Consider the following 21205-nt stretch of genomic DNA (forward strand, 5'->3'; position numbering starts at 1 on the left):
CCGTGAAGTCACTTGATACTCCGTCAGTTCCCCACCCGCAACAGGCCCGACAACTCAGACCGCGATCCCCGTCTCAGCCGAAGGCATCGGCGGCAACGCCCCCCGATACACCCACGCGTCGAAAAGCTGGTCCAACGGCTCCGACGTGAACCGGGACGCGTGCGACGTGAACGTAGCCGTGGTCACCGTGCCGTTCCGGTGCAGGTTCGCCCACCCCCGCAGCATCCGGAAGAACGCGATGTCGCCCAGCGCGCAGCGCACCGCGTGGACGGTGACGCCGCCGCGTTCGTAGAGGCGGTCGTCGAACATGGACTTGCGGCCGGGGTCGGCGAGCCGTAGGTCCTGCGGCAGGGTGGAGAGCAACCGGTGCGCGGCGGCGGCGTGTTGATGGGCCGTGCGGCCGCCCGAGCGCTCGGACCAGAGCCACTCCGCGTACTTGGCGAAGCCCTCGTTCAGCCAGATGTGGCGCCAGTCGGCGATGGAGACGCTGTTGCCGAACCACTGGTGGGCCAGCTCGTGGGCGACTAGCCGTTCCGAACCCCGGGCCCCGTCAACGTGGTTGGCGCCGAACAGCGACAACCCCTGTGCCTCGACGGGGACATCGAGTTCCTCTTCCGTCACCACGACCGCGTACTCGTCGAACGGGTACGGCCCGAACAGGTCCTGGAACAGTTCCATCATCGCGGGTTGTCGCGCGAAGTCCCTTGAGAACTCCGGGAGTAGGTCCGACGGGATGTGCCCGTGCTGCGGCACACCACCCAGACCCGGGTCGCCCAGCAGCACCGTCTGGTACTTCCCGATCGACAGCCCGACCAGGTAACTCGACGTCGGCGCCGACTGCTCGTACACCCAAGTGGTCGTAGAAGCCTTGGTGGTTCGGGTGAGGAGTCGGCCGCCCGCCACCACCGCGTACGCCGACGGTGTCGTGATCGAGATCTGGTACGACGCCTTGTCCGCGGGGCGGTCGTTGCACGGGTACCAGGACGGCGCCCCGATCGGCTGGCTCGCCACCAGCGCGCCGTCGGTCAGCTCCTCCCAGCCGAGGCCGCCCCAGGGGCTGGCGACCGGCTTGGGGTTGCCCGACCAGTGGATCTCCACGGTGAACGCGGCACCCGCCCGCAGCGGCTTCGCCGGTCGGACGCGGAGTCGGCCGCCGCGGTGCGTGTAGTGCGGCTGGCGGCCGTCCACCCGGATCCGGCCGATCTTGAAGTCGCCCAGGTTCAGCTGGAATTCGGGCAGCGGCGCACGGCCCGCTATGGCGTTGATGCGCGCCGTGCCGGAGAGACGGTTGGGGCCGGGACGGTAGTCCAGCGCGAGTTCATAGCGGTGCACCCGGTAGCGGGCATCGCCGTTTGCCGGGAAATACGGGTCCGGACCCGCCGCCTGCTGAACGGTCACTGCTGCGTCTGCTCCCTGCGCTGTGCTCGTATCTCGTACCCGTGCACCGCCCTCCGAAGCCGACGCCGCGTGACCTGTGTTCAGGGGCGCCATGACTCGATCGGATTGCCCAGCCAGCGGGTGTCGTCCGGGACGGACTCCGCCGCCATCACGAGCGACGCGGGACCCAGAGTGGTACGGGCCCCGACCACGCTGCCGGGCAGGACGATTCCGCCAGGACCGAGCGTCGCGCCCTCACGGAGGACCACAGTATCCGTCCGCAAGATCCGGTCGTGGAAGAGGTGGGTCTGGAGCACACAACCACGGTTCACTGTGGACGCGTCCTCCAGGGTCACCAGGTCGGTCTCCGGCAGCCAGTAGCTCTCCACCCAGACACCCTTGCCGATGTGCGCCCCGAGCCCGCGCAGCCAGGCCGTCAGCACCGGAGTACCCGGCACGGAACCGGCCAGCCACGGCACCGCCACGACCTCGACGAAGGTGTCCGCCAGCTCGTTGCGCCACACGTAACCGCTCCACAGCGGGTGCTCGGCACCGCGGTGCCGTCCCACGAGGGTCCACTTGGCGACGATCGAGATCAGTCCGGCCAGCGCCCCCACCGCCAGCAGCACGAGCCCCGACAACAGCGGCGCCCACACCCCCAGCGCGCACAGCGCGGCCACCGTCAGCACGGCAAGCCCGGCCGAGCAGAACACCGGCACGATCCGGCACAGCTCCACCAGCCCGCGCGCCCACAGCAGCTTGGCCGGCGGGTCGTACGTCAGGCTCTGGTCGCCGCCGCTCGTGCTGCGCGGCAGCTTCACCGGCGGCAGCCCCAGGTACGACGTGCCCTTCTTCGCCTTCTTCGGCGTCGCCGACAGCACCCCGACGAGCCCGCCGTCCGGCACGCTCCGCCCGGGCGCGGTCATCCCGGAGTTCCCGAGGAACGCCCGCCGCCCGATCTCGGCCCGCCCGATGTGTATCCAGCCACCACCGAGTTCGTACGGCGCGGTCAACGTGTCGTCGGCCAGGAACGCACCCTCGCCGACGGTCGTCAGGCTCGGCAGCGCGAGCACGGTCGACACCTCGGCGCCGCGCCCGATCCGCATCCCGAGCATCCGCAGCCACACCGGCGTGACGAGCCCGGCGTACAGCGGGAACAGGGTCTCGCGGGAGAGGTCCATCAGCTGGGTGACCGTCCACGCCTGCCAGCCGATCCGGCTGTGCGTCGGGTGCGTGCCCTCGCGCAGTCGCACACTGAGCAGCCGTACACCGATCAGGATCAGCAGCGCGTACGTCAGCCCGAAGGCGAGCGTCGCCGGGACCAGCGCGATCCCCGCGCCCCGCAGGGCCTCGCCCAGCCCGTCACCGGGCGCCATGAACGCACTCGCCACCAGCAGTGCCACGGCACCGGAGACCACGGGGAGCATGGTGAGCGCGAAGCCCGTCACGCCGTACATCACACGCCAGTACGTGCCCCGCTGCGGGCGGTCCTTGGGCCAGTTGCGCTTGGCCTTGCCGAGCTTGACCGCGGGCGCGCCCGCCCAGCGCTGGCCGGTCGGGACGGTGCCGGTGACGGCCGAACCCGGCGCCACCTCGGCCCGCTTGCCCACCCGGGCGCCGGGGAACAGCATGCTGCGCGTGCCGACGACGGCGTGCGCGCCGACCTTGACCGGGCCGATCTCCAGGCGGTCGCCGTCCAGCCAGTAGCCGGACAGGTCCACCTCGGACTCGACCGCGGCACCGCGACCCAGCTTGAGCATGCCGGTGACCGGCGGGAGGGAGTGCAGATCGACGTCCGGGCCGATCTTGGCGCCGAGGGCACGCGCGTACCGCTCCAGCCAGGACCCCGTCAGCGAGGTCGCCCCGCTGAACTCGGCCAGCCGCTCCGCCGCCCACAGCCGCAGGTGCACGCTGCCGCCACGGTCGTAGCGACCCGGCTTCACACCGCGCAGCAGCAGGCGCGCACCGCCGGCGGCGATCGCGAGCCGGCCGGGCGGGCTGAAGAGCAGCAGTGCACCGGCGCCGACCAGCCACCACGAGGCGGTCGGCAGCCACGCGTAGCCGCTGAGTACGTTGCCGAGCGCGGCCAGTGCCACCGTCCAGCGCAGGCCGACCAGGGTGAACAGGGGGATCAGCGCGAGGAGTTGGATCACCTTGGCACGGGTCGGCACCGGGGCGATCACCCGCGCGGTGCCGTCGCCCTGCGCCGAGTCCTCCAGGTGCCGGGCCAACTTGCGCAGCGTCGGCTGCTGGTAGATGTCGAGGACGGCCGCGCTCGGGTAACGGGTGCGCAGCCGCGTCGTCAACTGCGCGGCGGCCAGGCTGCTTCCGCCGATCGCGAAGAAGTCGTCGGCCGCGCTGCTCACGGGGATGCCGAGCACCTCGGCCCACTGCTCCGCGAGCCAGGCCTCCGTGCCGTAGAGCTGTTCCTTGGCGCCGGCGGTCTCCATGCCTTCGAGCGGCCAGGGCAGCGCGTTGCGGTCGACCTTGCCCGATGTGCGCGTCGGCAGATCCTCGACCGGCGCGATCAACGGCACGAGGGCGGCGGGCAGTTCGGCCCGCAGCTTCTCGACGGCGGCGGCCTGGTCCCAGCCCTCCTGGGTGACGACATAGCCGACGAGGAGCTGGTTGCCGCTGCGCGCGGTGCGTACGGCGGCGGCCGCACCGGCGACTCCGGGGAGTGCCTGGAGGGCCGCGTCGACCTCGCCGAGTTCGATCCGGCGTCCGCCGAGCTTGATCTGCTCGTCGGCCCGGCCCAGGAAGATCAGGCCCTCGGGCTCGGCCTTGACCAAGTCACCACTGCGGTACGCCCGTTCCCAGCCGAGCGATTCGAGGGGCGCGTACTTCTCCGCGTCCTTCTCTGGGTCGAGGTAGCGGGCGAGACCGACCCCGCCGATGACCAACTGCCCACTGCCGCCCATCGGTACGGGCACTCCGGCCTCGTCGACGACGGCCAACTCCCAGCCGTTCAGGGGCAGTCCGATGCGGATCGGCTCGTCGCCGGTCATCAGGGAGGCGCAGGCGACGACGGTCGCCTCGGTCGGCCCGTACGTGTTCCAGACCTCGCGGCCCTCGGTGACCAGCCGCTGCACCAGCTCGGGCGGGCAGGCCTCACCGCCGAAGATCAGCAGGCGTACGTCGTTCAGTGCCTCGGGCTCCCAGAGGGAGGCCAGCGTCGGCACGGTCGAGACGACGCTGATGTCCTGCTCGACCAGCCAGGGGCCGAGGTCGGCACCGCTGCGCACCTGGGAGCGCGGCACCGGCACCAGACAGGCGCCGTAGCGCCAGGCCAGCCACATCTCCTCGCAGGACGCGTCGAACGCGACGGACAGCCCCGCCATGACCCTGTCACCCGGACCGATGGGGTCGTCGGTGAGGAACAGCGCCGCCTCGGCGTCCACGAAGGCCGCCGCGCTGCGGTGCGTGACGGCGACGCCCTTGGGCTTGCCGGTGGAGCCGGAGGTGAAGATGATCCACGCGTCCTGCTCGACACCGGGTCGGGCGGCCGGGGCGTCGCTGTGCCCGAGGACGGTCAGCGCGTGCTCGGCGCCGATGACGGCCCGCACATCGGCCTCGCCGAAGACCAGCTCGGCGCGCTCGTCGGGGTCCTCGGCGTCCACGGGGACGTAGGCGGCACCGGCGGCCAGCACGGCGAGGATCGCGATGTAGAGGTCGTTGGTCCCGGACGGGACGCGCACGCCGACCCGGTCGCCGAGGCCGACACCGGCCGCGGCCAGGGTGCGGCGCAGGGTCTCCACCTCGACGGCCAGCGCACGGTAGGTGAGGCGGACGGTGCCGTCGTCCAGGGCGAGTTCGTCGGGATACGACCGCACCGACGCGTCGAGGATGTCGACAAGGGTGCGGGCCGAGGCGGCGGGCGCCGCGGAGAAACGTGCCGTATCGCCGAACTGGGTGCGGATCTCATCGTCGAGCGAGCCGAGAGCACTGCTCTCGTGTATGGCTGCCATCGGTCCTCGCGTCTCAAGCCCGGTAACTTCCGGGGCGCCGGCGGGCCCGCAGGTGCGCCGCGGGTTGTCCAGCTCCAGCTCCGTTCCGTAACAAGCCGGAAATTTTAGTACGACGCTAGGCTCCTGGCCTGCCGACGACCACTCGGGGGAGCCGAACGGGGGCGCTCCGTGAGCGTCCGGCAACGCTCTGACCTGGTGATCTTCGAAGCGAAGGAGACATCCCCCACAAATGCGGCGAGGGCCGCGACCTTGGTGGTCGCGGCCCTCGCCTGCGATGTGTCCGAGGGGGGACTTGAACCCCCACGCCCGATAAAGGGCACTAGCACCTCAAGCTAGCGCGTCTGCCATTCCGCCACCCGGACAAGGTGTTTGTCGCGCGAAGTTTCCCCGCGGCGACGAAGGAAACATTACCAGGCTTCCAGGGGTGGCCGATCACCCCCTGTTCCCGCTCGCGTCCCGCGTGAACGGCGTGTGACGGGCCGGGACCGCCCTTGGGGTGCGGCGCGATGGGGAGAGAGGATGGGGGAGGACCACCAGCAGTGACAGTGGGAGGAAGCAGCGTGAGCGACACGGACACGGCCAAGGGCGTCACCGGCGAGGACGAGGTCGTGGACCTCTGCCGCGAGCTGATCCGGATCGACACCAGCAACTACGGCGACCACTCGGGACCCGGTGAGCGCAAGGCGGCCGAGTACGTCGCCGAGCAGCTCGCCGAGGTGGGCCTCGAACCCGAGATCTTCGAGTCGCACCCGGGACGCGCGTCCACGGTGGCCAGGATCGAGGGCACGGACCCCTCCCGGCCCGCGCTCCTCATCCACGGCCACCTGGACGTCGTACCGGCGAACGCGGCGGACTGGACCCACCACCCCTTCTCCGGCGAGGTCGCGGACGGGTGCGTGTGGGGGCGCGGCGCGGTCGACATGAAGGACATGGACGCGATGACCCTGGCGGTCGTCCGCGACCGGTTGCGCAGCGGGCGCCGGCCTCCGCGCGACATCGTGGTCGCCTTCCTCGCGGACGAGGAGGCGGGCGGTACGTACGGTGCGCGGCACCTCGTCGACAACCACCCCGAACTGTTCGAGGGCGTCACCGAGGGCATCAGCGAGGTCGGCGGGTTCTCGTTCACGGTGAGCGAGGAGCGGCGGCTCTATCTGATCCAGACGGCCGAGAAGGGCATGCACTGGATGAAGCTGACCGTGGCGGGCACCGCCGGGCACGGGTCGATGATCCACCGGGACAACGCGATCACCGAGCTGTCGGAGGCGGTCGCCCGTATCGGCCGGCACAAGTTCCCGGTACGGGTCACCAAGACGACGCGCGCCTTCCTCGACGAACTCGGCGACGCGCTCGGCACCCAGCTCGACCCCGAGGACATGGAGGCCACCCTCAAGCGGCTCGGCGGCATCGCCAAGCTCATCGGCGCGACCCTCAGCAACACCGCCAACCCGACGCAGCTGAACGCCGGTTACAAGGTCAACGTCATCCCCGGCGAGGCCACCGCGAACGTCGACGGGCGGTTCCTGCCCGGGTACAAGGAGGAGTTCTTCGCCGACCTCGACCGGATTCTCGGGCCGAACGTGAAGCGTGAGGGCGTCCACTCCGACAAGGCCCTGGAGACCACCTTCGACGGGCCACTGGTCGAGGCCATGCAGTCCTCGCTGCTGGCAGAGGACCCGACCGCGAAGGCCATCCCCTACATGCTCTCCGGCGGCACGGACGCCAAGTCCTTCGACGACCTGGGCATCCGGGGCTTCGGCTTCGCCCCGCTCAAGCTGCCGCCGGAGCTGGACTTCGCGGGCATGTTCCACGGGGTCGACGAGCGGGTGCCGGTGGAGGGGCTGAAGTTCGGGGTGCGGGTGCTGGACCGGTTCATCGACGCGTCCTGAAGGCGTGTCCTGAAACCGTGTCCTGAAACACCGGTCGACGTCGGTTGACGCCGGAATTCGACCGCGCGTACGGAAGCCACTGGGACGGGTGAATGTGCTCATAAGCTCGTAGCTCCATTACTCCCTCCTCGTTACAGGTGATGCGATCGGCAACACGAGATCGCTTTTGCCAACAAGGAGGAATAATGATCAAGAAGGTCGTCGCCGCTGCGGCTGCCACCGGTGGCCTGGTTCTCGCGGGTGCGGGTCTGGCCGTCGCCGACTCCGGCGCTCAGGGTGCCGCTGTGCACTCCCCGGGTGTCGTTTCCGGCAACGTCATCCAGGTTCCCGTGCACGTCCCGGTGAACGTGTGCGGCAACACGATCTCGGTGATCGGTCTGCTGAACCCCGCCTTCGGCAACACCTGCGTCAACAAGTGACGTCGTCCCTCTGAGGGGTGACCACATCCTCGGCCCCGGAGCGCGCGCCATGCGCTCCGGGGCCGATGGTCTTTGTGCGAGAAATCGCGCGAGAAATTCAGTCAGGAATGAAGGCAGGGGGGAATTCAGAAATGCGACAGGTTACCCGCAAGAGCTTGATGACCGTGGCGGCCGCGACCGGGGTGATCGCCGCCGCGGGCGGTGTCGCCCACGCCGACTCGGGCGCGCGCGGCTCCAGTTCGGACTCGGCAGGCGTACTGTCCGGCAACACCGTGCAGGCACCGGTGCATGTGCCGGTCAACGTCTGCGGCAACACCGTGAACGTGGTGGGGATCCTCAACCCGGCGGTCGGCAACAAGTGCGCCAATCCGGGTGGGGGCGGCGGAAGCGGTCACGGGAGCGGCGGCCACGGCTCGTCGGGTGGGTACGGGGACTCCGGTGGGTACGGCGACTCCGGGGGCTACGGCTCGTCGGGCGGCCACACCGGCTCCGGCGGACACGGCGCGCACGGCGGCTCGGGGGGCTCGCACGCCGGCGGACACGCCTCGAACTCGCCCGGCGTCGGCTCCGGCAACCACGTCCAGGTACCCATCGACGTACCGGTGAACGTCTGCGGCAACAGCATCGACGTCATCGGCATCGGCAACGCCGTCACCGGCAACGACTGTGCCAACGGCGGGAGTTGGAACGGCGGCGGCCATGACCACGGGACGCCTCCGGGGAGCGGCGGTCACCATGGAGGTGGTCACCACGGTGGCGGCCACGACCACGGGACTCCGCCCGACGGTGGCGGTCACCACGGCGGCGGTCACCACGGGACCCCTCCGGGCGAGGGCCATCACGGTCACCACCCGGGCGGCGGTCATCACCACGGCACGCCTCCCGGCCACGGCGGTCACGGGACCACCCCGCCGGGAACGCCGGGTCACCCCGGCACGCCCAGCCACCCGGGAACTCCCGGCACGCCCACCCACCCCACCTCGCCGGGCACCTCGCCGATCAAGGGCGTTCACGCGCCGACCGGTTCCGCGCACGTGACGCAGCCCGGTGCGCAGTCCGCCGTCCAGACCCCGGGCGGCGCGCATCTCGCGCACACCGGCAGCGAACTGCCGCTCGGCCTCGCCCTGCCGGTCGGCGCGGGCGCGCTGCTCGCGGGCGCGGTGCTGTACCGCAAGGCGCGCGCCTCGGTGTGACTCCCGGGCACATGTGACCCGAGGCAGGTGGATCGGAACATGTGAACCGGGACATGTGATCCGCGCGACGGAGGGGCCCCGCACCGTCGGGGCCCGCTCCGTCGCGTCCGGCTCAGCTCACCACGTGGCGCGCACCTGGCGGATGATCCGCCGGCGCAGCCGCACCCTGCGACTGCCGTCGCGCAGCAGGCTCAGTCGGTCCAATTCCCAGTGTCCGTACTCGGCATGGTCCGTCAGCAGACGTGTGGCGTCCTTGCGGGAGACCCCGCGCGGTACGTACACGTCGACAAATTCGTATTCCGGCATCGCATCTATTGTGCGGGCAGAGCCCCGGTACGGATAGCGTCTGCACTATGTCTGATGCTGCGCAGCCCACCGCTGCCGAGGTACGCGCCGCCGCCGAGGCGGTCAAGACCGCGCTCGACCGCCACCTGGCCGCGGTCGAAGGCCGGTCGGGGGAGGACGACCCGGCCGTCTACGAGGCGTTCAACCAGCTCGCCGCGGCCGCCGAGGTCTACGACGAGCTGCTCTACGACCGTTATGACGAGGTCACGCCTTTCGAGATCCCCGGTACGGACGACTCCCTGCCGCCGTACACCGGCCCCGAGGAGCCGAACGCGGTGAGCGTGCTGATCCGCCGTGACTACGCCGTGGCGGAGCCGCAGCGGCTGCTGGCCCAGGCGCAGCGGGTCGAGGCGGCGGTCGGCGACGGCACGGGCACGGAGGCCTCCGGCACGATCCACGGTGCGCTCGGCATCCTCTTCGACGAGTTCGAGGCGGACGAGATCGCCTCCCGGCCCAAGGAGTTCGGGCTGGAGGAGGGCGACTCCACGCTGTGGGTGACCGCAGCCGACGAGACGGCCGAACCCGGCGCCTGGCTGGAGGCCCCCTTCGAGGGCGTCGATCCGCAGCGGGTGGTGTGCCGCTTCGACGTCAGCGCGGTCTTCGATGACGAGATCAACGACGAGATCGACGACATCGACGAGGTGGACGAGGCCGAGGACGAACTCGATCCCGACCTGGACGCCGATCTCGACGAGGACGAGGACCTGGAGGCGCTGGAAGCGGACCGCTGATCCGCGCCGCGCCCGGCTGTTGGGACCACGACGGCGGCGGTCACCGAGGGACTGACTTCCTCGGTGACCGCCGCCGTCCGTCGTCCGTGTCGTCCGGGCTCAGACCCCCGCCGGGACCTGCGGTCGCAGCAGCACAGGCAACCGGGTCGTACGCGGCTTGGCCGGGACCTCGGCGACGGCCCGGGGCAGCGCCTGGTCCACGCCGTGCACCACGGACAGATGCCGGTCGGCCCGGCTGAACGCCGTGTACACCCACGGCCGGCTGAGCGCCTGCGCCGCGTCCCCGGGCAGCACCACGACCACCGCGGGCCACCGCACCCCCACGGCCTGGTGCGCGGTCAACGCCCACCCGTGCCGCACGGACTGCTCGACCCGCTCCTTCGGTACGACGACGGGGCCGCCGGCGCACGCCAGGTGCAGCCCCTCGGCGTCGGCGTTCACCACCCGGCCGGGAACCGTACGACCCGGGGCGGGGGAGTACGCGATCCGGTCACCGGGGTCGAAGCCGCCGAAGCGGCCGGGCCCGGGGTTGAGCCGTTCCTTCAGCGCCACGTTGAGGGCACGGGTGCCGGCCGCGCCGCCGTGGCCCGGGGTGATCACCACCGTCTGCTCGGATGGGACGCCGATCACCCGGGGCACCGAGTCGGCGACGAGCTGCACGGTCCGGTGCACGGCCTCGCCGGCGTCCCGCACCGGCACGATCACGACTTCCTTGCCGGGAGCCTCCACCTGGTTCAGCTCACCGATACCGATGCCCGAGACCAGCTCGCCCACGGGACCGAGATCCGGCCGCCGCGACACGACCTGGGGGCAGGCCTTCGACGCGAGCAGATCGGCGAACACCCGCCCGGGCCCGGCCGACCACAACACCCCGGGGTCACCGGCCAGCACCAGCCGAGCCCCGTCCGGCAACGACTCACTGACCAACGCCGCCGTCTCGACGTCCAGTTGAGGCGCGTCCAGCACGACGAGCAGATCCAGATCGAGGGCACCGTCCGCGTCCCGCCCGGGGCCCTCGGCACCGGACAGGAGCCCGGCGACGGTGGCGGCGCGGGGGCCGTCGGTCGACACGGCACCTTCCGACTCCGCGGACGCGGGACCCTCCGACTCCGCGGACCGCGTCAGCAACGCGGCGAACCGGTCCCGCCCGACCGGACTGTGGGCGGCGGCCCAGACACGCAACCCGAACCCCGCCGCCGCGCGGAGCAGCGCCGCCGGTTCCTCCAGGGACGCCTCACCGCCGGTGTGGAGGACCAGCCCATGACCCGCGACCGCGCGGATCAGCTCGCCGGTGGAACCCTTGGCGGCACCGGCCTGCTCCCAGTCCGCCGCCGAACCGTCCTCCTTCGGCACCGAGTTGATCAGCTTGGCGAGTCCGTCGGCGAGGCTCTCCTCGGCGAGCGCGTACCGCTCCAGGCCGATCAGCACGCGGACCGGACGCTCCTCGGCCTCCTCGTCGGACGCGTCGTCCGTGCGCTGCACCGGGACCGCGGGCTCGTCCAACGCGTCCTGGAAGACCAGCACTTCACCCTCGGCGATGGCGCTCTGCGTCGCCGCGTCCGGGTCGGGCACCCCTTGCTTGGCCATCGCGGCCGTCAACGCCGCCGCCTCCAGGGCCGTGTGACCGGCCAGGGCCGCCTGCTCCAGGAGCCAGCCGATGACCGCGCGACCCCGCCGCTCGTCGTCCGGCGCGCACTCGGCGCCGAGCAGCGCCCGCGCGAACCCGTCGGCCTGCTCGGGCCGTACCCCCGGGACGCGCAGCAACTGCCAGGGGTCCTCGCGGAGTTGATCGTCCCCGCCCTCGCCGAGCGCCGCCGCGACCTGCGCCGCGAGTGTCTCGGGCGCGCCGCCCTCGGCCAGCACACGGCGTACGGACTCGACGGTCTCGGTCGCGGGGGCGCCGGGCTCGGTCGGGACGGGCTGTGGCTGTCGCACCGTTTCGGGGGCGGCCGATCGGCGCGGGGCGGCGGGTTCCGGCTTGGCGAAGGGGGTGGTCACGGGCTTCTCGCCGCTCTCCACGGCCCGTACCGCCGCGAGCAGATCGGCGGCCGTGCCGGTGAGCTTGGTCCCGGCCGCGATGGGCCCGGCCTTCTCCGCTTTCCGCCGCTCGATGCGCTCCCGCTCCGCCTGCTGCGCCAGCAACTCGGCGGCGGCCTCGGACAGTTCGGGGGCGGCGGCCTCGGCCTTGGCCTCACCGGTGCCGTCGGTGCCTTCCGCGGCCGGGTCCTCCCCGGTGCTCTCAGGAGCCGTGCCTTCGGTGCCCGAGGCTACGTCCGCCCCCGCGCCCTCGGCGTCCTCCACGGCGTCCGTGCCCGTGTCCTCGGACGGCGAGGTCTCCGTGGTCTCCGGGTCCGTGCTCACAGCGTGCTCCAGTCGTGATCGGGATAGCGGTGCAGAGGCGCCGACACATCGTCGAGCGCTCGGCAGATCTCGTCAGGAAGACTAAGGGCCTCCACTGACAATGCGGCCGTGAGCTGGTGCGCGTTGCGCGCGCCGACGATCGGGGCGGCCACCCCGGGCCGGTCGCGGACCCAGGCGAGGGCGACCTGGAGGGGCGTCACGGCGAGCCCGTCCGCGGCGATGGTCACCGCGTCGACGATGCGGGCCGCCGTGTCGTCGAGATACGGCGCGACGAAGGGCGCCATGTGCTCCGAGGCGCCGCGCGAGTCGGCCGGGGTCGCGTGCCGGTACTTGCCGGTGAGGACCCCGCGCCCGAGCGGCGAGGAGGGCAGCAGCCCGATGCCCAGGTCGAGCGCGGCCGGCAGCACCTCGCGCTCCACGCCCCGCTGAAGCAGCGAGTATTCCAGCTGCGTGCTCGCCAGCCGCGTCCGCGTGCCCGGCGCCGACAGCTGCCAGGTCGCCGCCTTGGCCAGCTGCCAGCCGCAGTAGTTCGAGACACCCGCGTAGCGCGCCCGCCCGCTGCTGACCGCCAGGTCGAGGGCCTGGAGGGTCTCCTCCAGCGGCGTGAACGGGTCGAAGCCGTGGATGTGCCACACGTCGACGTAGTCCGTGCCGAGGCGGGCCAGCGAGGCGTCCAGCGCGGCGAGCAGATGGCCGCGCGAGCCGTCGAAGCGGCGGTCGGGGTCGGGCACGCTCCCCGCCTTCGTCGAGATGACCAGGTCCCGGCGCGGCACGAGCCCTTCTATGAGCTGCCCGAGCAGATACTCGGCCTCCCCGTCGCCGTACACGTCCGCCGTGTCGACGAGGGTGCCGCCGGCCTCCCAGAACGCCTTCAAGAGGTCCGCGGCGTCATGCTCGTCGGTGTCGCGCCCCCACGTGAGGGTGCCGAGTCCGATCCGGGACACACGAAGGCCGGTACGGCCGAGATGCCTCTGCTCCATGAACGCCGAGATTACTGGCCTGAACCTGCGGTGTGGTGGCCTGTGGATAACCGATTTCCACGATGATCCACAGTCGGTCGCACGGCACGCTCCGTGATCACTCACCGGCACCCGTCCTGTCCGCCCGGACCACCTCGCGCTAGGGTCGGCACAACAGCGACGTTACTGATCGGTAAGGGGTCTGCCATGCAGCTCGGGATCAACCTCGGCTACTGGGGTGCCGGAATGGACGGCGACAATCTCGCCGTGGCGCAGGAGGCCGACCGGCTCGGCTACTCGGTGTGCTGGGCCGCCGAGGCCTACGGCTCCGACGCGGCCACCGTGCTCACCTGGGTCGCCGCGCAGACCGAGCGCATCGACGTCGGCTCGGCCATCTTCCAGATCCCGGCCCGCCAGCCCGCGATGACCGCGATGACCGCGGCGACCCTCGACTCGCTCTCCGGCGGCCGCTTCCGCCTCGGCCTCGGCGTCTCCGGCCCGCAGGTCTCCGAGGGCTGGTACGGCGTCAAGTTCGACAAGCCGCTGGCACGCACGCGTGAGTACGTCGAGATCGTCCGCAAGGCGATGACCCGCGAGCGCCTGTCCTACGACGGCGAGCACTGGACGCTGCCGCTGCCCGGCGGCCCGGGCAAGCCCCTCAAGCTGACCGTGCACCCGGAGCGCGAGCACATCCCGCTCTACATCGCGGCGATCGGCCCGAAGAACCTGGAGCAGACCGGCGAGATCGCCGACGGCGCGCTGCTGATCTTCCCCTCGGCCGAGCATCTTGAGGACACCGCCATCAGACACCTGCGGGCCGGGCGCGAGAAGGCCGGCAAGACCCTGGAGGGCTTCGACATCGTCCCGACGGTCCCGCTCGCCTTCGGCGAGGACAAGGACGTCGAGAAGCTCGCCGACACCTTCCGCCCGTACACCGCGCTGTACGTCGGCGGCATGGGCAGCCGGCAGCAGAACTTCTACAACAAGCTGGCCCAGCGCATGGGCTTCGAGGCGGCCGCCGCCGAGATCCAGGACAAGTACCTGGCCGGCGACAAGGAGGGCGCCGCCGCCGCCATCCCGCACGATCTGATCGACAAGACGGCCCTGCTGGGCTCCGTGGACCGCATCGCGGACCGGATGAAGGAGTACGCGGCGGCCGGCGTCACCACCCTGACGCTCTCCCCGGCGGGCTGGACCCTGGAGGAGCGGATCGCCGCGCTCCGCGCCGGAACCGAAGCACTGGAGCGCGCGGGTCTCGCGTGACGCGACTCTGCCGTACGGAAGTTTTCTACGGCCGTGGTGGGGGCTCGGGGGGTCTTCCCCGCCACGGCCGTCACGGGGAACAACGCGCGGCGGCCCGTGCGGTTACGCCCCTGACGGGACATCCGTAGTCCTCCTTTTGGCGGAGTTGTCCGACAGTGCTGTTGCGGCACCTCTGACGTCGCATTTGACTCGTTCTTTGCGGAATGCGGCGGAATCCTGCATGGAGGTGCGTCCAGATGCTGTCGGCCAAGAGTCTGTTCCAGGAGATCCTCGACAACGACGAGTCCTTCCGGCTGTTCTGCTCCATCGCGGCCGGCGGCGAGTCCCAGGGCGGCTGGGAGAACGGGCGCATCGCCGTGCTCGTCCCGCCGACCGAACGCGACCTCGCCCCCAAGATCAGCCGGCACGGCGCCGACGAGGACAAGCACGGGCGCATTTTCAACGCCCTTCTGAAGAAGCGCGGCCTCGAACCCGTCCGGGTGCCCGCCGAGACCGACTACACGATGCTCCTGGAGCGGCACGGCATCGGTCTCGCGCACGAGAAGCTCAAGGGCGAGTCGGCGCTGACCGTCCAGGACGTCGTCACCTACCTCGCGCACAGCCGGGTCACCGAACAGCGTGCCTCCGAGCAGATGGACCTGCTGCGCAGGCACTTCGCCGACCACCCCGACCTCGGCCGCGCGGTACGCGTGATCTCGAACGACGAGGACAACCATCTCGCCTACTGCCACGAGGAGTTGCTGCGCTTCGCCGCCGCCGGACACGGCCGCGCCATCCAACGGACGCTCCGCGCGTGCGCGTTGGCGGAGATCCGCGTTTACCGGGACGTCAGCCTCGCGGTGATGGCCCACATGGGACGCGTCCTCGGCTGGCCGCGCGCCAAGTCGGCCGTGCTCGCCGCGGGCATCCACGCCGTGTACGCGTACGAACGGCTCGGCGGCTGGCGGCGGATGGTGTCCCTGAGGATGCCGGAACGACGCGACGCCCTCGGCGGACCGGCCACCGCGGCACCCGAGTTCGCATGAGGGTCACAGCCAGCCGCGCCGTTTGAACGTCCTGTACAGCAGCACCTCCAGGGCGGCCATCAGCAGGATCACCGCCGGATACCCCCACAGCCAGTGCAGCTCCGGCATGTGGTCGAAGTTCATGCCGTAGATCCCCGCGATCATCGTGGGGACGGCGGCCATGGCGGCCCAGCCGGAGATCTTCCGCATGTCGTCGTTCTGCCGGACGCTGGTCTGCGCGAGGTGCGCCGACAGGACGTCCGAGACCAGCCGGTCCAGGCCCTCCACGGACTCGTTGACCTTCATCAGGTGGTCGTTCACGTCACGGAAGAACGGCCGCGACCTGTCGTTCACGAACGGCACCCGGTCCCCGGCGAGGCCGACGCCCGCGAGCCGGGCCAGCGGCTGCGCCAGCGGTCCCGTGGCCCGGCGGAACTCCAGGATCTGCCGCTTGAAGGCGTAGATGCGCGACGCCGTGGTCCGCGAGCCGCCGCCGGTCGGCGAGAACACCGCCGCCTCCAGCTCCTCCAGGTCGGTCTGCAACTCGCCCGCCACGTCCACGTAGTGGTCGACCACCGCGTCCGCGATCGAGTACAGCACCGCCGTCGGCCCGTGCCGCAGCATCTCCGGCTCCTCCTCAAGACGGTGCCGTACGGCCGCCAGAGGGGCCTCCATGCCGTGCCGGACGGTCACTACGAAGGAGTCGCCCACGAAGACCATGACCTCGCCGGAGGTGACCACGTCACTGTCCGCCTCGTAGCCCACCGGCTTGAGGACCACGAACAGTGAGTCGTCGTAGACCTCCAGTTTCGGGCGCTGATGCGCGGTGAGGGCGTCCTCGACGGCCAGGGGGTGCAGGGCGAACTCCTGGGTGACGCGGTCGAACTCCTTCTCCGTGGGCTCGTAGAGGCCGATCCAGACGAAGGCGTCGCCCACCCGACGGCAGTGGTCCAGGCCGTCGGAGAAGTCGCCGGGTCCCTCCGTCCGGCGTCCGTCACGGTAGATGGCGTAGTCGACGATCACGGTGCGCATTCTCCCGCCGTCCGCCCGAACCCGCACCCTGGCGTGCGCCTACCCTTGTCGGCATGCCCACGTTGATCCTTGTCCGGCACGGACGTTCGACCGCCAACACCGGGGGAGTGCTCGCCGGCTGGACGCCCGGTGTCGCCCTCGACGAGCGCGGCAACGCCCAGGCCGCCGCGCTCCCCGGACGGCTCGCCGCGCTGCCGATCGCCGAGGTCGTCGCCAGCCCGTTGCAGCGCTGCCAGGAGACCCTCCAGCCCCTCCTCGACGCCCGCCCGGAACTGCGGCCGCACACCGAGGAGCGGATCGGGGAGTGCCACTACGGCGACTGGTCCGGCCGCAAGCTCGCCGAGCTCAGCGGCGAGCCCCTGATGGAGGTCGTCCAGTCGCACCCCTCGGCCGCCGCGTTCCCCGGCGGCGAGTCGATGCGCGCGATGCAGACCCGCGCGGCCGAGGCCGTACGCGAGTGGAACGCGCGCGTGGAGCGCGATCACGGCGCGGACGCCGTCTACCTCATGTGCTCGCACGGCGACATCATCAAGTCCCTTGTCGCGGACGCACTCGGACTTCATCTGGACCTCTTTCAGCGGATCTCTGTAGAACCGTGTTCCATCACAGCGATCCGTTACACCCGTCTCAGGCCCTATCTCGTACGGCTCGGGGACACCGGTGATCTCGCCTCCCTGGCGCCGCGCGAGGAGCCCCCGGGCGACGAGGCCACGGTCGGGGGCGGCGCGGGCGCACCGTGATCGTCGGCCGCAGTAGGGTGAAGCGGTCGCAGTAGCGCCGCACTTGTCAGCAGTCGATTCCAATGGAGACAGGACGTGTCCCGTCAGGTGTTCCTCTACGACCCACCGGACCGCTTCGTAGCCGGCACGGTCGGACTCCCCGGGCGCCGTACGTTCTTCCTCCAGGCCGCCACCGGTCCTCGGGTGACCAGCGTGGCCCTGGAGAAGACGCAGGTCGCCGCGCTCGCCGAGCGCATGGACGAGCTTCTGGACGAGGTCGTACGGCGCAGTGGCGGCAGCGCGGCCGTCCCGGCCGTCACCCCCACCGAGATCTCCGACACCCGCCCCCTGGAGACGCCGGTCGAGGAGGAGTTCCGCGTCGGCACCATGGCGCTCGCCTGGGACGGCGAGGAGCAGCGCATGATCGTCGAGGCGCAGGCCCTCGTCGAGCTCGACGCCGACACCGACGAGGACCTCGCCGAGGCCGAGGAGCGCCTCCTCCAGGACGAGGAGAACGGACCCCCGATGCTGCGGGTCCGCCTCACCGGAGCCCAGGCCCGCGCCTTCGCCAAGCGGGCCCTGGACGTCGTCAACGCCGGCCGGCCGCCCTGCCCGCTGTGCAGCCTCCCGCTCGACCCGGAAGGACACGTATGTCCGCGCCAGAACGGATACCGCCGCGGAGCGTGACCACGGCCGAGCTGCTCGCCAAGGGTGAGCTGACGGTACGCGGACGCATCCGCGAGGCCTCGAACGCGGTGCTGTTCTGCTCCGTGACCCACGAGGGCCGCGAGGCGTCCTGCGTGTACAAACCCGTCGCCGGGGAGCGCCCCCTGTGGGACTTCCCCGACGGGAACCTCGCCCGGCGCGAGGTCGCCGCCTACGAGGTCTCCGAGGCGACCGGCTGGGGCCTCGTGCCGACCACCGTGCTGCGCGACGGGCCGCACGGCGAGGGCATGTGCCAGCTGTGGATCGAGACGGCGCCCGAGTCCGAACTGCTCGCCCTGGTCGACGCCGAGGAGCCCGAGCCGGGCTGGAAGGCCATCGGCTTCGCCGAGGTCGGCGAGGGGAAAACCGCCCTCCTGGTGCACGCCGACGACGAGCGGCTGCGGCGCCTCGCCGTCCTGGACGCCGTCATCAACAACGCCGACCGCAAGGGCGGCCATCTACTGCCCGCCGACGAGGGCCGCCTCTACGGCATCGACCACGGTGTCACCTTCAACGCCGAGAACAAGCTGCGCACCCTCCTGTGGGGCTGGGCGGGCGAGCCGCTCACTCCGGAGGCGGTCGACGTCCTCCAGGCGCTCAGGGAGGCGCTGAAGGACGGCGGCGGACTCGCCGCGAAGCTCGCCGAGCTGATCACCACCGTGGAACTCGACGCCACGCGCGCGCGGGTCGACGCGTTGCTCGCGGCAGGCAAGCATCCCGAGCCGAGCGGGGAGTGGCCGGCGATTCCGTGGCCGCCGGTGTGACTGCATACGAGCGGGGAGCGCGCAAGAGCGCCCAACCGGTCATCCGGCCTGGTCCGGTTCGTAAACGGATCATCCGTCCGGTTACGCTCATGACATGTATGCCTGGCCCGCTTCTGAGGTCCCCGCCCTTCCCGGCAAGGGCCGCGACCTCCGGATCCACGACACCGCGACCGGCGGTCTGGTAACCCCTGACACCGGTCCCGTCGCCCGTATCTACGTCTGCGGCATCACGCCGTACGACGCCACCCACATGGGGCACGCGGCGACCTACAACGCGTTCGACCTCGTGCAGCGCGTGTGGCTCGACACCAAGCGGCAGGTCCACTACGTCCAGAACGTGACCGACGTCGACGACCCGCTCCTGGAGCGCGCCGAGCGCGACGGCGTCGACTGGGTCGCCCTCGCCGAGAAGGAGACCGCGCTCTTCCGCGAGGACATGACCGCCCTGCGCATGCTGCCCCCGAAGCAGTACATCGGCGCGGTCGAGGCGATACCCGGCATCGTGCCACTCGTCGAGCGCCTCAGGGACGCCGGTGCCGCCTACGAACTCGAAGGCGACACCTACTTCTCCGTCGGGTCCGACCCCCACTTCGGCAAGGTCTCCAACCTCGACGCGGCCGCGATGCGGCTCCTGTCCGCCGAGCGCGGCGGCGACCCGGACCGCCCGGGCAAGAAGAACCCGCTCGACCCGATGCTCTGGATGGCCGCCCGCGAGGGCGAACCGAGCTGGGACGGCGGCTCGCTGGGGCAGGGACGGCCCGGCTGGCACATCGAGTGCGTGGCCATCGCCCTGGACCACCTCGGCATGGGCTTCGACGTGCAGGGCGGTGGCTCCGACCTCGCCTTCCCGCACCACGAGATGGGCGCCTCGCACGCCCAGGTGCTGACCGGCGAGTTCCCCATGGCCAAGGCCTACGTCCACGCCGGCATGGTCGGCCTCGACGGCGAGAAGATGTCGAAGTCCCGGGGCAACCTCGTCTTCGTCTCCGCGCTGCGCCGCGAGGGCGTCGACCCGGCCGCCATCCGGCTCGCCCTGCTCGCCCACCACTACCGCTCCGACTGGGAGTGGACCGACCAGGTGCTCGCGGACGCGGTCGCCCGGCTCGGCCGCTGGCGTGCCGCCGTCTCCCGGCCCGACGGCCCCTCCGCCGTGACACTCGTCGAGGAGATGCGCGAAGCCCTCGCGAACGACCTGGACGCCCCGGCCGCACTCGCCGCCGTCGACCGCTGGGCGGCGCTCCAGCGGGACCGGGGCGGCAGCGACGAGGGCGCCCCCGGCGTCGTCTCGCGCGCGGTGGACGCCCTGTTGGGCGTGGCCCTCTAGCAACAGCAACAGCGCACAGAACAGGGGCGGTTCCTCCCACCCGGGAGGAACCGCCCCTGTCTCACACCCCGCCGACCGGCGGACTCACTCCTCGGAGGAGTCCTCGTCGTCCGCGTCGGCCTCCGGTTCCGTGTCCGGCTTCGCCGGCCGCTGCGGCTTCGTACGGCCGCCGCCCGGGTTGTCCCGGAGATACGACGCACTGTCGCTGCCGTCCGCCGTGGCATGGCCCCCGGGCTGCGGGCCACCGCCGTCCCGTCTGCGCAGATACCGCTCGAACTCACGCGCGATGGCCTCGCCCGACGCCTCCGGCAGCTCCGCGGTGTCGCGGGCCTCCTCCAGCGTCTGGACGTACTCGGCGACCTCGCTGTCCTCGGCGGCCAGCTGGTCCACGCCGACCTGCCAGGCGCGCGCGTCCTCGGGCAGCTCGCCCAGCGGGACGCGCACGTCGATCAGGTCCTCCAGGCGGTTGAGCAGCGCCAGAGTGGCCTTCGGGTTGGGCGGCTGCGACACGTAGTGCGGCACCGCGGCCCACAGCGACACGGCCGGTACGCCCGCGTGCGTGCACGCCTCCTGGAGGATGCCGACGATCCCGGTGGGACCCTCGTACTTGGTCTCCTCCAGGTCCATCCGCTGCGCCAGGTCCGAGTCCGACGTGGTGCCGCTGATCGGCACCGGACGCGTGTGCGGGGTGTCACCGAGCAGCGCGCCCAGGATCACCACCAGCTCCACGCCCAACTCGTGCGCGAAGCCCAGCAGTTCGTTGCAGAACGAGCGCCAGCGCATCGACGGTTCGATACCCCGGACGAGGACGAGATCGCGCGGCTTCTCGCCGCCGACCCGGACCACCGAGAGGCGCGTCGTGGGCCATGTGATCTTTCGCACCCCGGCGTCCATCCACACCGTGGGCCGGTTGACCTGGAAGTCGTAGTAGTCCTCGGCGTCCAGCGCCGCGAACACCTCGCCCTTCCACTCCCTGTCCAAGTGCGCGACCGCGGTGGAAGCGGCGTCGCCGGCGTCGTTCCAGCCCTCGAACGCGGCCACCATCACTGGGTCGATCAGCTCGGGAACCCCCTCCAGCTCGATCACCCAGCGCCTCCTTCCGATCTGCCCTCGCGTACGCCCCAACCTTACGGCGTCCGACGGGGGCGCCCGCAG

General features: G+C 71.4%; 17 protein-coding genes and 1 tRNA gene. 10 read left to right on the plus strand and 8 right to left on the minus strand.

What is annotated here, in order from left to right:
* Nucleotides 1-54: 54 nt before the first annotated feature.
* The 3 genes from OG194_RS37795 to OG194_RS37805 all read right to left on the minus strand — a co-directional run bounded on the left by OG194_RS37795 (nucleotide 55) and on the right by OG194_RS37805 (nucleotide 5707).
* Entirely contained in the window at nucleotides 55-1398 is a 1344-nt protein-coding gene (locus OG194_RS37795; RefSeq protein WP_327405239.1) for a M1 family metallopeptidase, read from the minus strand.
* An 80-nt stretch (nucleotides 1399-1478) separates the two neighbouring features.
* Nucleotides 1479-5345 carry a Pls/PosA family non-ribosomal peptide synthetase gene (locus tag OG194_RS37800; RefSeq protein ID WP_327405240.1) on the minus strand — a complete coding sequence of 1289 codons (3867 nt, stop codon included), beginning with the start codon at nucleotides 5343-5345 and terminating at the stop codon, nucleotides 1479-1481.
* A 277-nt stretch (nucleotides 5346-5622) separates the two neighbouring features.
* Nucleotides 5623-5707, minus strand: a tRNA-Leu gene (locus OG194_RS37805).
* Nucleotides 5708-5905: 198 nt separating this feature from the next.
* Here OG194_RS37805 and OG194_RS37810 point away from each other — a divergent pair.
* The 3 genes from OG194_RS37810 to OG194_RS37820 all read left to right on the plus strand — a co-directional run bounded on the left by OG194_RS37810 (nucleotide 5906) and on the right by OG194_RS37820 (nucleotide 8843).
* The gene (locus OG194_RS37810) at nucleotides 5906-7231 is read left to right on the plus strand and encodes a M20/M25/M40 family metallo-hydrolase (protein WP_327405241.1); all 1326 of its coding nucleotides are present in this window, start codon (nucleotides 5906-5908) and stop codon (nucleotides 7229-7231) included.
* A 185-nt stretch (nucleotides 7232-7416) separates the two neighbouring features.
* Nucleotides 7417-7650: a chaplin ChpH gene (gene chpH / locus OG194_RS37815; protein WP_019059153.1), complete on the plus strand. Its 234-nt coding sequence runs from the start codon at nucleotides 7417-7419 to the stop codon at nucleotides 7648-7650.
* A 131-nt stretch (nucleotides 7651-7781) separates the two neighbouring features.
* Nucleotides 7782-8843 (plus strand): chaplin, encoded by a 1062-nt coding sequence (locus OG194_RS37820; protein ID WP_327405242.1) that lies wholly within the window; start codon nucleotides 7782-7784, stop codon nucleotides 8841-8843.
* Nucleotides 8844-8960: 117 nt separating this feature from the next.
* Here the strand turns inward: OG194_RS37820 and OG194_RS37825 are convergent, their stop codons facing one another.
* Complete coding sequence (locus OG194_RS37825) at nucleotides 8961-9149, minus strand: DUF5703 family protein (RefSeq protein ID WP_005485166.1); 189 nt, start codon at nucleotides 9147-9149, stop codon at nucleotides 8961-8963.
* A gap of 47 nt (nucleotides 9150-9196) precedes the next feature.
* On the opposite strand from OG194_RS37825, the gene OG194_RS37830 reads away from it, so the two are divergent.
* Nucleotides 9197-9919, plus strand: coding sequence for a hypothetical protein (locus tag OG194_RS37830; RefSeq protein ID WP_327405243.1), 723 nt, complete (start codon nucleotides 9197-9199; stop codon nucleotides 9917-9919).
* Between the two features lie 99 nt (nucleotides 9920-10018).
* Here OG194_RS37830 and OG194_RS37835 read toward each other — a convergent pair whose 3' ends face one another.
* Both OG194_RS37835 and OG194_RS37840 read right to left on the minus strand, forming a co-directional pair.
* Nucleotides 10019-12280, minus strand: coding sequence for a helix-hairpin-helix domain-containing protein (locus OG194_RS37835; protein ID WP_327405244.1), 2262 nt, complete (start codon nucleotides 12278-12280; stop codon nucleotides 10019-10021).
* A complete protein-coding gene (locus OG194_RS37840) occupies nucleotides 12277-13260 on the minus strand; it encodes an aldo/keto reductase (protein WP_327405245.1) in 984 nt (327 codons plus the stop codon). Before OG194_RS37840 ends, OG194_RS37835 begins: the two co-directional genes overlap by 4 nt.
* A gap of 186 nt (nucleotides 13261-13446) precedes the next feature.
* Here OG194_RS37840 and OG194_RS37845 point away from each other — a divergent pair, with 186 nt between their 5' ends.
* Nucleotides 13447-14502: an LLM class F420-dependent oxidoreductase gene (locus OG194_RS37845; RefSeq protein ID WP_327405246.1), complete on the plus strand. Its 1056-nt coding sequence runs from the start codon at nucleotides 13447-13449 to the stop codon at nucleotides 14500-14502.
* 236 nt (nucleotides 14503-14738) lie between these two features.
* Nucleotides 14739-15527, plus strand: coding sequence for a ferritin-like domain-containing protein (locus OG194_RS37850; RefSeq protein ID WP_327405247.1), 789 nt, complete (start codon nucleotides 14739-14741; stop codon nucleotides 15525-15527).
* A 3-nt stretch (nucleotides 15528-15530) separates the two neighbouring features.
* On the opposite strand, the gene corA is transcribed toward OG194_RS37850, so the two are convergent.
* Entirely contained in the window at nucleotides 15531-16529 is a 999-nt protein-coding gene (gene corA, locus OG194_RS37855) for a magnesium/cobalt transporter CorA (protein ID WP_327407344.1), read from the minus strand.
* A 62-nt stretch (nucleotides 16530-16591) separates the two neighbouring features.
* On the opposite strand from corA, the gene OG194_RS37860 reads away from it, so the two are divergent.
* From OG194_RS37860 to mshC, 4 genes are all read left to right on the plus strand, one after another.
* Nucleotides 16592-17278, plus strand: coding sequence for a histidine phosphatase family protein (locus OG194_RS37860; protein WP_327405248.1), 687 nt, complete (start codon nucleotides 16592-16594; stop codon nucleotides 17276-17278).
* Nucleotides 17279-17353: 75 nt separating this feature from the next.
* Nucleotides 17354-17944 carry a DUF3090 domain-containing protein gene (locus tag OG194_RS37865; protein WP_327405249.1) on the plus strand — a complete coding sequence of 197 codons (591 nt, stop codon included), beginning with the start codon at nucleotides 17354-17356 and terminating at the stop codon, nucleotides 17942-17944.
* Nucleotides 17908-18726 carry an SCO1664 family protein gene (locus OG194_RS37870; RefSeq protein ID WP_327405250.1) on the plus strand — a complete coding sequence of 273 codons (819 nt, stop codon included), beginning with the start codon at nucleotides 17908-17910 and terminating at the stop codon, nucleotides 18724-18726. Before OG194_RS37865 ends, OG194_RS37870 begins: the two co-directional genes overlap by 37 nt.
* 94 nt (nucleotides 18727-18820) lie before the next feature.
* Nucleotides 18821-20050, plus strand: coding sequence for a cysteine--1-D-myo-inosityl 2-amino-2-deoxy-alpha-D-glucopyranoside ligase (mshC, locus tag OG194_RS37875; protein WP_327405251.1), 1230 nt, complete (start codon nucleotides 18821-18823; stop codon nucleotides 20048-20050).
* Between the two features lie 84 nt (nucleotides 20051-20134).
* On the opposite strand, the gene OG194_RS37880 is transcribed toward mshC, so the two are convergent.
* A complete protein-coding gene (locus OG194_RS37880; protein WP_327405252.1) occupies nucleotides 20135-21136 on the minus strand; it encodes a PAC2 family protein in 1002 nt (333 codons plus the stop codon).
* Nucleotides 21137-21205 lie beyond the last annotated feature (69 nt).

Source organism: Streptomyces sp. NBC_01288, assembly GCF_035982055.1.
Taxonomy (GTDB): Bacteria; Actinomycetota; Actinomycetes; order Streptomycetales; family Streptomycetaceae; genus Streptomyces.

Bases quoted from the DNA above. Each gene is read 5' to 3' on its own strand.
- OG194_RS37800 (WP_327405240.1), bottom strand. From the start codon at position 5,345: ATGGCAGCCATACACGAGAGCAGTGCTCTCGGCTCGCTCGACGATGAG.
- chpH (WP_019059153.1), top strand. From the start codon at position 7,417: ATGATCAAGAAGGTCGTCGCCGCTGCGGCTGCCACCGGTGGCCTGGTT.
- OG194_RS37820 (WP_327405242.1), top strand. From the start codon at position 7,782: ATGCGACAGGTTACCCGCAAGAGCTTGATGACCGTGGCGGCCGCGACC.
- OG194_RS37825 (WP_005485166.1), bottom strand. From the start codon at position 9,149: ATGCCGGAATACGAATTTGTCGACGTGTACGTACCGCGCGGGGTCTCC.
- OG194_RS37830 (WP_327405243.1), top strand. From the start codon at position 9,197: ATGTCTGATGCTGCGCAGCCCACCGCTGCCGAGGTACGCGCCGCCGCC.
- OG194_RS37840 (WP_327405245.1), bottom strand. From the start codon at position 13,260: ATGGAGCAGAGGCATCTCGGCCGTACCGGCCTTCGTGTGTCCCGGATC.
- OG194_RS37845 (WP_327405246.1), top strand. From the start codon at position 13,447: ATGCAGCTCGGGATCAACCTCGGCTACTGGGGTGCCGGAATGGACGGC.
- OG194_RS37850 (WP_327405247.1), top strand. From the start codon at position 14,739: ATGCTGTCGGCCAAGAGTCTGTTCCAGGAGATCCTCGACAACGACGAG.
- OG194_RS37860 (WP_327405248.1), top strand. From the start codon at position 16,592: ATGCCCACGTTGATCCTTGTCCGGCACGGACGTTCGACCGCCAACACC.
- OG194_RS37870 (WP_327405250.1), top strand. From the start codon at position 17,908: ATGTCCGCGCCAGAACGGATACCGCCGCGGAGCGTGACCACGGCCGAG.
- mshC (WP_327405251.1), top strand. From the start codon at position 18,821: ATGTATGCCTGGCCCGCTTCTGAGGTCCCCGCCCTTCCCGGCAAGGGC.